Origin of the sequence: Cuspidothrix issatschenkoi CHARLIE-1, from assembly GCF_002934005.1 — a bacterium.
Lineage (GTDB): Bacteria > Cyanobacteriota > Cyanobacteriia > Cyanobacteriales > Nostocaceae > Cuspidothrix > Cuspidothrix issatschenkoi.
In genome coordinates this window covers 5,384-19,321 of sequence record NZ_PGEM01000101.1, presented here as the reverse complement: position 1 = coordinate 19,321, position 13,938 = coordinate 5,384, and the positions used below count along the sequence as shown (strand labels likewise).

Sequence of the window (13,938 nt, the reverse complement as noted above, 5' to 3'; positions counted from 1 at the left end):
TGTAAAGTAAAAGGTAAGGATTCAGGTGAGGTGATAAGATCCCCGACTTCTTTTATTGATTGTGTCTATAAATCATAAATTGATCACAGAAGTCAGGGATATTTATACCTCACCTGAGTTCTTACTCAAAACCGTCCATTTCCCTGAACAATATGCTTGACTGTGGTTAAAGTTTCCAAACTAATAAATCCCCTACGATGTCCTTTTTGATTAGACATTCCTAAAAATACCGCCTCTCCCCGTGAGGAGTGACGGGAAAAACGAGGGGAAGCATTAATGTAGGTGGAGGCACTATTTACTCCTAATGCAAATTGGCGACTTTCTTGATAGGATTCTGTGACAATACTATCGGCATGACTGCTACTATATTGATTAATCCAAGCGATCGCACTTTCTAAACTATCCACCAATTTAAAAGCCACGGTTTTTGTTAAATAAGGTATTCCCCATTCTTCATCTTTTGCTAATTGCAATTGAGGAAAAGCCGCCACTAATTCCGCATCACCTTTAAGTTCAAAACCTTTTTCTTTTAAGCTACTCCACAGCACAGATAAGGAAGATGGTAAAGCTTGACGATGAATTAAAACTTTTTCGATAGCATTAATTTGATCTGGTTCACTTTCATGGCTATCCATGATCATCCAGCGAATCATTTCTAAACTGCTATTAAGCGACCAATACAGGTAACAATTACCCATTGCTGACTTCAAAACTGGGCAAGTTGCTTGTCTCACCACCTGTTGAATTAAACTCGAACGTCCGTAGGGAATAACCAAACTTAAATACTGATCTTGGGTTACTAAATCTCGCACAGAAGCACCATGTTCTGCGGTAATTAATTCTACACAACCCTCCGGTAAACCCACTTCACTAATAGCTGTTTGGAGGGCATTGGCGATCGCCGCATTAGAATGACTAGCCTCCGTACCACCTTTAAGAATAATACTATTACCAGTTTTGAGGCAAAAACCAGCAGCGATCGCCCCCAAATCTGGAAAAGCCTCATAAATAAAAGCAATCACCCCTAACGGCATTAATTGAGTATAGCTTTGGGAATCTTCCTGTTGATAATCAGCAGTTCTCACCCGTCGCAAAGGATCAGATAATTCCCCCAATCGTTGCAGAATCTTAATAGTATTCTCTAACCGCGAGGGAGTTAACTTCAACCAATCCAAAATTAACTCTGGAACAGCCATTTCTCGACTAGCTTCTAAATCCAAAGTATTAGCTTCGAGAATTTCATCAAAATCATTTTCTATTGCCCGTGCCATTGCTAACACAGCCCGACTCCTCTCTATCCCCTTAGTTGTTCCTAATTTCAAGGAAGCTTGAAAAGCGCGTTTAGCACTGGTTATTGTTTCGGGGTAATCATCAATCACTTCACCTGTCATAGACTTAACGTCTGTAAGTAAGCCAGACCATTAACGCTGGCAGAATTGCCAATAACACTGCTACCATAGCCCAAGCAATCATACTAGAACTGGTAGCCAATCGCAAAGCTAATGGTAGCCATATAATGACTAACACAAAAATAATGCTTAATGCTATTGGTAGATAGCTTTCTCCCAAAGGAGGTTGAATAATTTGCCAACTATTGCCTTTCCAGCACCACGCCCGTTTATAGGGATAGGCGGTAGACAGTTGTTCCAAAATATATCCATTTTCTTCCACCACAAAAATCTGCTGGCAGCGATCGCATCCAAATGCGTCTGTTAAAGTAATCGGAATTAACTGTCCTTTGCGACGACAAGGACAACTATATTCCATATTCAAGTCAATTTTATCTGCTTTTTGAGGTTGCACAAGCAATGTCAGTAACTTGGGCGGTTTTTTACATTATTCCCCAATTTCTCTTAAAATCAGCATGGGTAAACGTAAAATTACTTATAATGATATAGCTTGGAAAGTTTACTAACAAACTCCCAAACTAAAAATCCATCACCTACTAAGTTACTGGAGTTTAGACCAATTTGCCCTCCTAATCCGCCAAAGTCTATCTAGGCAAGGCTTTAAGGGTTTCCAAGTTATTTTACGTCTTGTAAGTCATAAACCTTATACAGCAAGGGATTGAGCCTACAATAAAAGATTTAGTCTAAACTCCAAAAGTTAATAAAAATAAAAAAATACTTTATTTCGTTCTAATACAATTCATCTGACTAGAAAGCGGGTGATGGGATTCGAACCCACGACATCAACCTTGGCAAGGTTGCGCTCTACCACTGAGCTACACCCGCATCTCCAATAACCCTAGTATTCCAGATTTATTCAGGTTTGTCAACCCCTAAATTAATTTTTTTTCAGAGGACAGGATTAGGGCATAGGAGTGGGGGAGCAGGGGGGAAGAATTTACCCATTACCCATTACCCATTACCCAGCTAAATTCGGGCGTAATTGACGCATCAGACTAGCCATTTCTATAGCATTCATGGCATATTCCCAACCAAGATTACTCTTAATTCCGGCTCGTTCTAAGGCTTGTTGCATGGTATCTGTGGTTAAAATGCCAAAAATCACAGGTACACCTGTTTGGAAACTAGCCGCAGCAATACCTTTAGAAACCTCAGCCGATACATAATCAAAATGTGGAGTTTGTCCTTTAATCACTGCACCAAGGCAAATGATGGCATCATAACGGCCAGACATTGCTAACTGACGAGCTACACTGGCAACTTCAAAACTACCGGGAACCCAAACATAATCCACTTGTTCACCTTCGGGATCAGGATTAATACCGTGACGTTTTAAGCAATCTTTACATCCTTCTACTAGTTTCAAAGTTACAAGATCATTAAAGCGAGCAATGACTAATGCAAACCGGAAAGACTCCGTTTGCTGAAAATTCCCTTCAAAAACTGCCATAACTGCCTCTGAATAAATTTAGAATAACTGCTTTACCAATATACTTTTCTGCAATCAAAATAGAAGAGCAGGAAAGCACAATCAGGAAAAAGTCGTTGAGAAAACAACACCTTCACAAAATTAAAACAACCTTGATTAGTAGGTTGGGTTGACATAAGGAAACCCAACAAATGCTTTGGGTTGCGCTGTCCCTTAACCTAACCTACAAACAATGGCGAAGATATTGAAAAAACTTTGTTTTTTCTTTTTGACTCTTTACCTGAGCTTTTCTGCTCATTTACTGTCTATGGTATGCGCTAGTGGATAATCAAAGCAGTCAACTAAACCACAAAGAAGTTTAATATACCAACTAACACAACTAAAGCCGCCCAAATTCCAGAACCAACCCAGAGCAGTTTTTTAGATTCTACCCAGTTTTGAGGTGTGGCGTAAGCAACAGGTACACCAACCACAAGCACGAAAGAAAACAAGACTAATGATATTAAAGCGATTTGAAATACTATGCTCATAAGGATATCCGGTAAGTGGGAAACTCAGTCACTTTAGTGCTGAGAGGAAAATGACTCGTGCGGTTTTAACCGCCTTGAATATTTTTTCATTACCGCCTTGGAGTTAGGAAATTCGGAGTACTTTTGTGATGTACTTTCAACGGGACAATTACCGATTCAAAATTCCCAACTCTGTACGCATAATGAATGTTTTGCTCCGAAGAGCCTCCCATTTCTGGGGTAATGTTAGCTTCGACCAGTTATAAGAGCTTGTTAGGCTTGTAACACTGTTCCAGTGACCTTAGAACTGTTTAATCACAAGCGACAGAGCGGGGAACTAGCTACGCATTCCCAGGTGTCGTGACTCAAATAACGGCTACCCTACCCTACCCTACGGGACGCTTCGCGAACGACTTACGCTTGTGGGTGGTCTGGTCAGTACGGCTCGCTTGATTACTCTTGCAAGCCCAGTCCTAAAGGCACTGGGTTACTGACTTTGTTTTTCCCAACATAACGAAATCTGAGTTTATCCCAGAACTGCTACTGTATAAACAGTTTGGGGTTTTCAGTGAACCTTATGAACTCACAAGGCATCGCCTGATCAATTAATATTTTACGTCTGGTTTGTAACAGTTGCTCACTTCTAATCTTTCAATCTGTTTTTTCTTTCGCGTACTGAGGATTGGTAATTGGTGATTGGGAAAATGATTAAGATAGAAATTATATTAGTTGCTGTTCCCTGTTCCCTGTTCCCTGTTCCCTGTTCCCTGTTCCCTGTTCCCTGTTCCCTGTTCCCTGTTCCCTGTTCCCTGTTCCCTATTCCCTATTCCCCATTCCCTCTAATCTTTAATATATGGATTTAATTCTTTGTCATACAACTGCTGACTTTGACGCTTTAGGGGCAGCGGTGGGGTTAACTTGTCTCAAACCAGGGAGTAAAATTGTCCTCACTGGAGGCGCACATCCTCCCGTGCGGGATTTTTTGGCCTTACATCGTGACGAGTATCCCTTAATTGAACGACGTTCGGTAAATCCTGAAAGAATTCGCTCTTTAATGGTTGTGGATACTCAAAAGCGCGATCGCTTGGGTAAAGCCACTATCTGGTTCGATTTACCCAATGTTCAAGAAATCATAGTTTATGATCATCATCTTGCACAAGATCGGGATATTCCCTCCACCCAATTGTACCTGGACGAAGTAGGCGCTACAACTACTTTAATGGTAGAACTGTTGCAAAAAAATCATATTTCTCTCAATTGTGCCCAAGCAACTGTCATGGCTTTGGGTATTCATGTTGATACAGGTTCATTAACATATAAACAATCTACACCCAGAGATGCTTTAGCTTTAGCTTGGTTAATGCAGCAAGGGGCAAATTTATCAGTTATTTCTACTTATCGTGATCCAGGTTTATCACCACAATTACAACAATTATTAAGTGCAGCCTTAGAAAATTTAGAATATCTGTGTTTACGAGGATATACAATTGCTTGGGTGACAATAAGAACCGATGGTTTTGTCCCAGGTTTATCAGGTTTAGCTTCCGAAATTATTGATTTGACAGAATCTGATGCTGTACTTTTAGCAAATGAATATCCTTTAAGTGAAAATGATTGGCGCTTAACAGTAATTGGTAGAACCCAAATTCCCCAAACAAATCTTAATCACTTATTTCAACCTCATGGAGGTGGTGGACATTCTCAAGCTGCATCGCTTAACCTTCGTACCACAAATTCCCAACCAATTTTACAAGAATTATTAGCAGGATTAAAAGCGCAAGTTCCCCATCCTCCCACAGCCAGAGATTTGATGTCTTCCCCAGTGCGGACAATTCGCCCAGAAACTACCATAGCTGAAGCACAACGGATTTTATTACGTTATGGACATTCAGGTTTATCTGTAGTTAATAATCAAGATTCATTAATTGGAATTATTTCCCGTCGGGATTTAGATATTGCTTTACATCATGGATTTAGTCATGCACCAGTTAAAGGTTATATGACAAGTAATTTAAAGACAATTACCCCCGATACTTCCTTACCAGAAATTGAATGTTTAATGGTCACTTATGATATTGGCAGATTACCAGTATTAGATGATGGGCGATTAGTTGGTATTGTCACTCGCACAGATATTTTAAGGGAATTACATCAATTAACAATTCAAAATCGAGAATCAAAAACTGAAAATTATATTCAGAATTTAGGATTAAATACCGAATTAGAAAACCGTCTCACCCCTCAACTCTGGGAATTACTAACTACAGCATCCCAAGAGGCAGAAAAACGCGGTTGGCATCTTTATTTAGTTGGTGGTGCGGTGCGAGATTTACTATTGTCAGAAACAGAAAATCATACTTTAATGATTAACGATATTGATTTAGTAGTAGATGGTTTTCATAAAACAGCCAATGTGGGCGCAGGTGTAGAATTAGCTAAAGCATTACAACAAATTTATCCAAATGCCAGATTAGAAATTCATGGCGCATTTCAAACTGCGGCCTTATTATGGCATAAAGATCCGGTATTAGATTCATTATGGGTAGATATTGCCACAGCTAGAACCGAATTTTATCCTTATCCAGCAGCAAATCCAGAAGTTGAAGCTAGTTCCATTCGTCAAGATCTATATCGGCGAGATTTTACAATTAATGCGATGGCTTTGCGGCTAACTTCTCCCCGTGCTGGCGAATTATTAGATTTTTTTGGTGGTTTTATAGACTTACAAAATCAACAAATTCGGATTTTACACCCTAATAGTTTTATTGAAGATCCCACTCGGATTTATCGCGGAGTACGTTTTGCTGTGCGGTTTCGATTTAATATAGAACCACAAACAGAAACTTATATTCGTTATGCTATAAATAGCGGAGTTTATGATCGCACCAGTCAAGAAAATAGTAAGACTCCCGCTTTGCAAACTCGCCTAAAAACTGAATTAAAATATATATTATCTGCACCTTATTGGCAATCAGCTTTAGAATTGCTGAATAACTTAGGGGCTTTACAATGTATTCATCCTAGTCTAAAATTAGAAGCAGAACTTTATCGGCAATTAAATTTACTAGAACACTGTTTACGAAAATTTGACCAAAAACAAACTTTAATATATTGGCAAATCCGTTTAGAAGTATTAATTGCCTATTTACAACCAGAATATCGTGTAAAAGTAGCTAAAAATCTACAATTAACTGATGATAGTATTACTAGATTAGAGAAATTATCTCAAATTCAATCTGAGGTCATTACTTTATTACCAACTTTTGCGAAACCTAGTCAAACCCTGTATTTATTGAGAAAATATGATTTACAAACTTTAATCTTAATTGCTTTACAAAGTCCCCGCAAAATTAGAAAACAGATTTGGCAATATTTAACAAATTTAGGAAATATTCAACCTTTATTAAATGGTGATGATTTAAAAGAATTGGGTTATAAACCTAGTCCCCAATATAAGCAAATGCTTGATGATTTATTAACTGTAACTGTAGATGGTATAATTAAGGATAAAGCGGAAGCAAAAGAATTTTTAGCCCAGCATTATCCTCGGTAATTGAAATTGAAAATATAAGGTTGATATACATATTCAAATATCCAGTCAACTCATGTCGTTTGCCAAATTATTTGACCATGATGGTTAATTTGTACAGTGCGTAAGTCCTATATTCAACGACATTAATTTCCGAAAACTTAGAATAATTAAATAATGATTTAACAACTACTGGTTTAGGTAAGGCTGCTGGGGTTGGGGGTGCGATATCCTAGGTTTAAAGTTCTAGGGTTGTGGGTTGATGGTTGGTGTGACAGGTGTTTTAAGCCTTTTGGGGAGATGGTAAAGAGTCAGAAAGGTATTTGAGTAAGTTTTGAATTGATTATACTATACTGAAGGTATATTATTAGTAGCTGTAGCAATTATTTTTAATAGTAAATGGTGACACCGAAATTCAGCAGGATATGATTTTCCTGATGGAACTACCCTCTGGTGATCCGAGGTTTTGTGATCACGAGTTGGAAAATCTGGATGATCATTTAATGTGCATGGTACTTTAGTTGCAATATTGGTAAAAGCTTTGTTTGAATCACCAGAAAAAAGATAACCTAGCATTCCCCCCTGACTAGAAAATGGTGCATATCTACAAGTTATAAAGTTTTCCTTTATCTCTTTTATATAGTCACCTACTGCGCCATCCGTTTCCAAAACTTTAGCTTCTAAAGGCCAGATAATCCTCTCATTAGATATTAGATAAAATGCAATATCATATTGTGGTGGTCGCAATATTTGATAACTTTCCCATTCATAGACTTCATGTTGCACATCAAATGGCTCATCCCCCGTCATCTTTTTACGAATTTTGCGCTCAAGAGATTGAGTGATGCTCCTTTCTAGCTGCTCCTTTGCTTCATCACAATTAATTTGTGATAGAATTTCAGAAACCAGCAAATCATATCCTTCCCACACAAGTTTTAGGAGAATTGTTATTGCATCTGGATTCCAAATTTCCGCTACTTTAACAAAATCCGGTGTATCTTTCCAGCGCACTTCGGGAATTATTTTACCTCTTCTAAGCATTATATGACTCCTCTATAAGCTGCGATTTTTCATCAAATGTTGTCCGCCACGTCATAATATCTGCGGCCACTTCGTCAGCATCTCTTAAAGCCATAGAGCGAGTCCAATAACGAATTTTGTCAGGTTTGATTAAATAAATAGTAGGAATTTTTACCCCTTTCAATTCTACAGAATCATAGATCCTGGCAACACGCTGATAAAAGATGCCACCATCTTCTGTACTTCCTCTTTCCAGATACAACTTATTTAAGTTTTCCAAGCGTTCCATTAAATCAGGGGAGTCAATAGGTTTAATATGAACACCTTCAGAATCAGGTTTATTAAGATGAATAGCTACTAAGCGGACAGGAAGAAGAGTCTTAGTTTGTTCCTGAAATATAGTGGCACAAACTTGTTTATCTTGTCCAAATCCTGCTTTAAGAACTCGTAAGAAATACTCACAATATGCCGTAAGTTCAGGTTCAGTATCATTCTGAAATTGACTATTATCTATACGGTGAGTTTTTTTGCGTCCTGGAGAAGCACCATCTCCTTTAAAGTCTTGTAGAGTGTATTTGAATAAATCATTAATTAGAACCCATTCACTATCTTTAAATTCAAAAGCTTGTCGTATGCGCTCATCTATATCATCAATTGTTTTTATATTCTGCAAATCTCCTACCGATAATTCAGGTATTGGCACACGCAGTAAATCATCTACATTAACTTCTGGTATATAAGAGGCAAAACGACCACTAGAAAGTAGTAGATAGTAAACAGCTAATTTACTATTATATGCTAGGCAAGCAGCATTCAATTGTGAAATATGACTTTCAGGAATATGTATGCTCACATAACTTTCAGAGCAGATAATTCCTTGATTGGTATTATCAGGATCAATTATTACTGAACGAAATCTGCCACTTTTTTTCTGCCAACTGAGCTTTATAATCATTTGTGGCAGTTGAAATGCGGCAAAGTTATTAAAACCTGTGGAATCAACGAATGGATCATTATTTATAGGAAGTTCCTCAGCTTTGAGGTAGGGAGAACTTCTATTTAAGAATTTAGAAGATTCTAGAATTCGCTTGTTTGTGATATGGTTTTGTACTTTACTTCTATCACCTCTAATCACACCTGGACGTGTTTTAGCAATGCCACTATCTTTAAGTTTTTTAATACTTAATTCTTGATTCAATCTTCTTACCAAGGATAGATCACGTCTTCCTCCCCACATTAATGCTGTCCAAACTAATGGGTTTGCGATCGCCTCTTGTGGGTAAATTTTATTAATATAATCTGGCTCAATTACTATATGATAGTCATCCTCATTTGTCATAACTGGCTTGGGACAAATGTATGTCAAAGGCTCACCGTCAGGAGGTATTGCTGACATGGTGATGATACAAGCTGGAGAAATAGCATCTTTGAAAAGTCCAAAACGCAATGCAGACAAATTAACTATTTCATCAATTTTGAACTCTGAAAAAAGCTTGGCTCGGAATTCTTGAGCAGTACCAACCTGATTAAAAATCAAAGCCAGTGCAGGTTGCATCATTGCTATTTGTCCACCAAATTTAGTTAAAGTAGCAGCTTTTGGCAGAAAAAGTGGACCAATATTACCGTAGGTTATTGTCCAAACATCGCCAGCCCAAGATTTAGCTGCCGGAGTGACAGTATTTTTACCCCAGGGTGCATTACCTAAGACTAAATCATATTGACCAGCATCCTGAACAGAACGAAAACCTTCTTTATCTTCTTGAAAAAAATCAGCAGCAATTAATTGACGTTCACGTAATCTAGGAAAGCGAAACTCATTCTCCCAATAATATTGAGGTTCAACTTTATCAAGCATGGTTAAATAAAGACTAAAAGATGCTACTCTTACTGCTTGAGCATCTACATCAACACCAAATAAATTATTTTCTAGTAAATTTTTTAAATCACTTGGCTGAATTGTTTTTGCATGAGCTTGTTCCCATCTATGAATTAAACGCTGAAATGCCTTAACCAAAAAAATTCCTGAACCACAAGCAGGATCAAGAATCTTGATATCCCATTCTTGACTATTCCAAGGTAAAACACCATCTAGTACAAAGTCAACTATATGTTCTGGTGTATAATGAACTCCTGTGCCAGATTCTTTACTAACAAACTCCTCATATATACTGCTAATAAACTCTAAAGGTATAACGTCAAAATGGTAGTATGGCCATAGACTTAATTGTCCAGTTTCAATGTCTATATGACCACTAACAAAATCAGCAAGTATATTTAGATGAGGCTGTTTAACTTTTTGTTCTTCTGTTTGCCATTCAGCTTCACGTTCTTCTTCGGTAGCACCTTTACCTGGGAATAAATCACCATTGAACTTGCCGTTGAGCCAACGGAAAAACTGATAAGTATCTCTATGATTTCTTAATATGTCAGCTAAACGATAGTATTTAGCCGATAACTCACCAATTCTATATAAATCATCTAAATAATCTAGTAAAGTTGTATTTAAGGCCGGATTACCTTCATAATCTTGATGATCAAAAAGGAATTGAATAAAAATAATTCTGGCTAATAAATCATGAATAATATCATCATCAAGTTCATTTTTTTGAAGTCTTTTCCGAACGCTTTTCAGATTTTTCAATAGCATCTGGTCAGCGGCTTGTTTTCGTTGAAATCGCTGGCTATGTTCTTGAAAAAATTGACCTGATACTAAATCAGCCCAGTGTAACCGCAAAGTTTCAGCACCTTGATCTGAAAGAGATACATGATTAAATGACTCAATTTCCCGTTTAGAAACATTAATTACAGGCCTTATAATATCATCTTCTTTTGGAGGTTCTTCATAGCACGTCCAAATTCTTAATCGGTTAGGTTCTGTTGTAATGAGTGATGGCGTACGCGAAAAACTCCAAGCAAGTCTATAAGTTTTCTTTAATGTTTCCTCTGATACTTCTCCTGGAAAATCGCACACTAAGGCAATAGGTGTTTCTGTTGAGTCACCTTGAGAATTTCCAGCCAGCACGCCTATTTGCACACCATGACCATCTGAAAGTTTGCTGATAGTTCTACCTAATTTTTCTTTAGCAATTTGTGCATAAACACTTGGACCAGCACCAGATGGCTCCAAAATTTCTTTTGGAGTTGGCCAGTGAAGCTTTTCATGTGCTAGTTCAAGTAGTCCAGACTGTGACATTCCGTTTTTTACGCTGAATTAAAGTATAGTTTCAGATTTCAACCATCATATTGTCATGATATTGATTGATATTCTTCAAGAGTATAGGAGTATTATCCATTGCTGCAATAATAATATTTAAATATAGTTCATAAAATTTTATTTAGAGCGATAACTCCCCTCGCCGAAGGCATCGCACTTTCATTAAAAGCAAGCGATGCTCCCAATATACAGTAATCGTGCGACTTCAGTTTTAATCAGCCAATTTTTTAGCTAACCCCTGATAAATCACATCTAACCACATAGGAATTACAGCCTTACCTTCATCCAGGGATGCGATAGCGAAGCGCTGCTGCAAGCAGTTCGCTCTTTTCCGATCAAACTCTACCAAAGAAAGGGAATCATCCCGTGATAACAACAACATAAACCGCTTCCCCTGACCAGAAATAAACAACTCCGGTTCTTTTTCCCTCAGTTGTTTCAGCGGTTCACAGGCAATATCAAAACTTATCCCCATAGACAAATAATATACCAATAATTTGGTAAGTGACATATAATGTGCGAACGTACAAATGTACAGTAAAGGCCAGTAGCTGGATTTGAACCTGCGACCTTCCGATTACAAGTCGGATGCACTACCACTGTGCTATACTGGCGGATTTTGGTAAGCGTATTTTTCATTGCCTCACCGATTCCATATTATAGCATAACCAGAATATTTGTCTAGAGGATAAACAAAATATTTTTCTGGTTAGCAAATATCGGTGAAAGTAGCCGTCATGTTGTAGATTGATGCCCAAATATTTGGTACAGTTCAATTGGTGTATTCCTTATGACACAGCTAAAGGCGCGGAAAAACATTTGTTCTTTAATAGATAATCAAGCATGGCAGCATTGATCGGCAGAGATTTATTAAGTTTAGCGGATCTGAATTCTGGGGAACTGCAAGAACTTCTGGAATTAGCTACTGAACTAAAGTCGGAAAAACTGAAGTTACATTGTAATAAAGTTTTGGGTTTGTTGTTTTCCAAAGCGTCAACACGCACTAGAGTTAGTTTTACAGTCGCAATGTACCAATTGGGAGGACAGGTAATTGATCTTCATCCCAATGTAACTCAGGTGAGTCGAGGAGAACCCATCCAAGATACAGCTAGGGTGTTAGATCGTTATTTGGATGCTCTGGCAATTCGTACCTTTGCTCAACAGGAGTTGGAAACTTTTGCTAACTATGCGAAAATTCCCGTGATCAATGCCCTCACCGATTTAGAACACCCTTGTCAAATTTTGGCTGATTTACTTACCATTCAAGAAAAGTTTGGAACTTTAGCCGGTTTAACATTAACCTATGTCGGTGATGGGAATAATGTCGCCAATTCTTTGATGTTGGGTTGTGCTTTAGTGGGAATGAATGTCAGAATTGCTTTTCCATCCGGGTATTCCCCAGATGCGGAAATTGTGGAAAAATCTAGAGCGATCGCTAATAATAAAACCGAAGTTCTCCTCACCCATGATCCCGAAGCCGCCGCTAAAGGTGCATCTGTACTTTATACTGATGTTTGGGCAAGTATGGGACAAGAAACTGAAGCCAATAACCGTTTTCCTGTTTTCCAACCCTATCAAATTTCTGAACAATTATTAAGCCTTGCTGATCCAGAGGCAATTGTTTTACACTGTTTACCAGCCCATCGTGGGGAAGAAATTACAGAACAAGTAATTGAAGGTTCACAATCACGGGTTTGGGATCAGGCGGAAAATCGCCTCCACGCTCAAAAAGCTTTACTGGCAAGTGTTCTTGGGGCAAAATAAACATATTGGTAATTGGTAATTGGTAATTGGTAATTGGTAATTGGTAATTGGTAATTGGTAATTGGTTAAATTCTTATCTGTTCCCTGTTACCTATTGATTACCAATTATCATGAATATTTAATAAAAGCTTGTTAAGGGAAGATTTTTGTAGTACCAATGTTCTAGGGACATTTATTATTTACTTCCCGATAAAATTATGGAACGTCTGACAGAACCTCAAAAAGAACTATACGAATGGTTGGTAGAATATATCAGGTTAAATCAACATTCTCCCTCAATTCGCCAAATGATGCAAGGAATGAATTTGAAATCTCCCGCACCCATTCAAAGTCGTTTAGAACATTTACGCAATAAGGGTTACATTGGTTGGAATGAAGGTAGAGCCAGAACAATTCGCATACTTCATCCTGCTAAACAGGGTGTGCCAATTTTAGGAACTATTGCTGCTGGTGGTTTAATAGAACCTTTCACAGATGGGGTAGAACATTTAGATTTAGCTAATTTATCATTACCTGCCCAAAGCTATGCTTTACGGGTTGCTGGGGATAGTATGATTGAAGATTTGATAGCAGATGGTGATGTTGTATTTTTACGCCCCGTAGCTGAACCAAATCAGTTAAAAAATGGAACTATCGTCGCTGCGAGGGTCGAAGGATATGGAACAACTTTAAAACGATTTTACCGCCATGATGATCTTGTTACCCTTAAACCTGCAAATAGTAATTATCTCCCCATAGCAGCACCAGCAATGGAGGTAGAGGTACAAGGTTCATTAGTTGGTATTTGGCGTAATTATAACTAAAGACTGGGTAATAGGTAATAGACATAGGAGTGAAAATTATCGTAGGGACAATTCATGAATTGTCCCCACAAGGGTTTGGTGTTTATGCACATTTAATTACCACCAGATGTCTAATGGGTCATCAATAGACATCTGGTGAAAAAGAATCTGAAACCCTTAACCTGTCTAGCTGAAAACCTAATTTCCACAGAGGTCTAACTAGGGTTTGCTGAAAAAGTTGTCTGTGAGGAGAGGGAATAGGGAACAGGGAACAGTTTCAAC

General features: G+C 38.0%; 10 protein-coding genes and 2 tRNA genes. 3 read left to right on the top strand and 9 right to left on the bottom strand.

Annotated elements, in window-relative coordinates; all coding sequences use genetic code 11:
* Positions 1-125: 125 nt before the first annotated feature.
* From CUN59_RS14030 to psbZ, 5 genes are all read right to left on the bottom strand, one after another.
* Positions 126-1,391 carry a glutamate-5-semialdehyde dehydrogenase gene (locus CUN59_RS14030; protein ID WP_104388425.1) on the bottom strand — a complete coding sequence of 422 codons (1,266 nt, stop codon included), beginning with the start codon at positions 1,389-1,391 and terminating at the stop codon, positions 126-128.
* A 4-nt stretch (positions 1,392-1,395) separates the two neighbouring features.
* A complete protein-coding gene (locus CUN59_RS14025) occupies positions 1,396-1,803 on the bottom strand; it encodes a hypothetical protein (RefSeq protein ID WP_104388424.1) in 408 nt (135 codons plus the stop codon).
* A gap of 359 nt (positions 1,804-2,162) precedes the next feature.
* A tRNA-Gly gene (locus CUN59_RS14020) sits at positions 2,163-2,234 on the bottom strand.
* 133 nt (positions 2,235-2,367) lie between these two features.
* Positions 2,368-2,859 carry a 6,7-dimethyl-8-ribityllumazine synthase gene (gene ribH / locus CUN59_RS14015; RefSeq protein ID WP_104388423.1) on the bottom strand — a complete coding sequence of 164 codons (492 nt, stop codon included), beginning with the start codon at positions 2,857-2,859 and terminating at the stop codon, positions 2,368-2,370.
* Between the two features lie 320 nt (positions 2,860-3,179).
* A complete protein-coding gene (gene psbZ / locus CUN59_RS14010; RefSeq protein WP_104388422.1) occupies positions 3,180-3,368 on the bottom strand; it encodes a photosystem II reaction center protein PsbZ in 189 nt (62 codons plus the stop codon).
* Between the two features lie 832 nt (positions 3,369-4,200).
* Here psbZ and CUN59_RS14005 point away from each other — a divergent pair.
* Positions 4,201-6,900, top strand: a complete 2,700-nt coding sequence (locus tag CUN59_RS14005; protein WP_104388421.1) for a CBS domain-containing protein — start codon at positions 4,201-4,203, stop codon at positions 6,898-6,900.
* Positions 6,901-7,224: 324 nt separating this feature from the next.
* Here the strand turns inward: CUN59_RS14005 and CUN59_RS14000 are convergent, their stop codons facing one another.
* From CUN59_RS14000 to CUN59_RS13985, 4 genes are all read right to left on the bottom strand, one after another.
* Entirely contained in the window at positions 7,225-7,917 is a 693-nt protein-coding gene (locus tag CUN59_RS14000) for a hypothetical protein (RefSeq protein WP_104388420.1), read from the bottom strand.
* The gene (locus tag CUN59_RS13995) at positions 7,910-11,089 is read right to left on the bottom strand and encodes an HsdM family class I SAM-dependent methyltransferase (protein ID WP_104388419.1); all 3,180 of its coding nucleotides are present in this window, start codon (positions 11,087-11,089) and stop codon (positions 7,910-7,912) included. The genes CUN59_RS14000 and CUN59_RS13995 overlap by 8 nt, the downstream gene beginning before the upstream one ends.
* Positions 11,090-11,321: 232 nt before the next feature.
* Positions 11,322-11,621 carry a hypothetical protein gene (locus CUN59_RS13990; protein WP_243406941.1) on the bottom strand — a complete coding sequence of 100 codons (300 nt, stop codon included), beginning with the start codon at positions 11,619-11,621 and terminating at the stop codon, positions 11,322-11,324.
* A 31-nt stretch (positions 11,622-11,652) separates the two neighbouring features.
* Positions 11,653-11,724, bottom strand: a tRNA-Thr gene (locus tag CUN59_RS13985).
* A gap of 229 nt (positions 11,725-11,953) precedes the next feature.
* Between CUN59_RS13985 and argF the strand changes: the two genes are divergently transcribed.
* A complete protein-coding gene (gene argF / locus CUN59_RS13980; protein ID WP_104388418.1) occupies positions 11,954-12,874 on the top strand; it encodes an ornithine carbamoyltransferase in 921 nt (306 codons plus the stop codon).
* 197 nt (positions 12,875-13,071) lie between these two features.
* Complete coding sequence (gene lexA / locus CUN59_RS13975) at positions 13,072-13,677, top strand: transcriptional repressor LexA (RefSeq protein WP_104388417.1); 606 nt, start codon at positions 13,072-13,074, stop codon at positions 13,675-13,677.
* Positions 13,678-13,938: the final 261 nt, after the last annotated feature.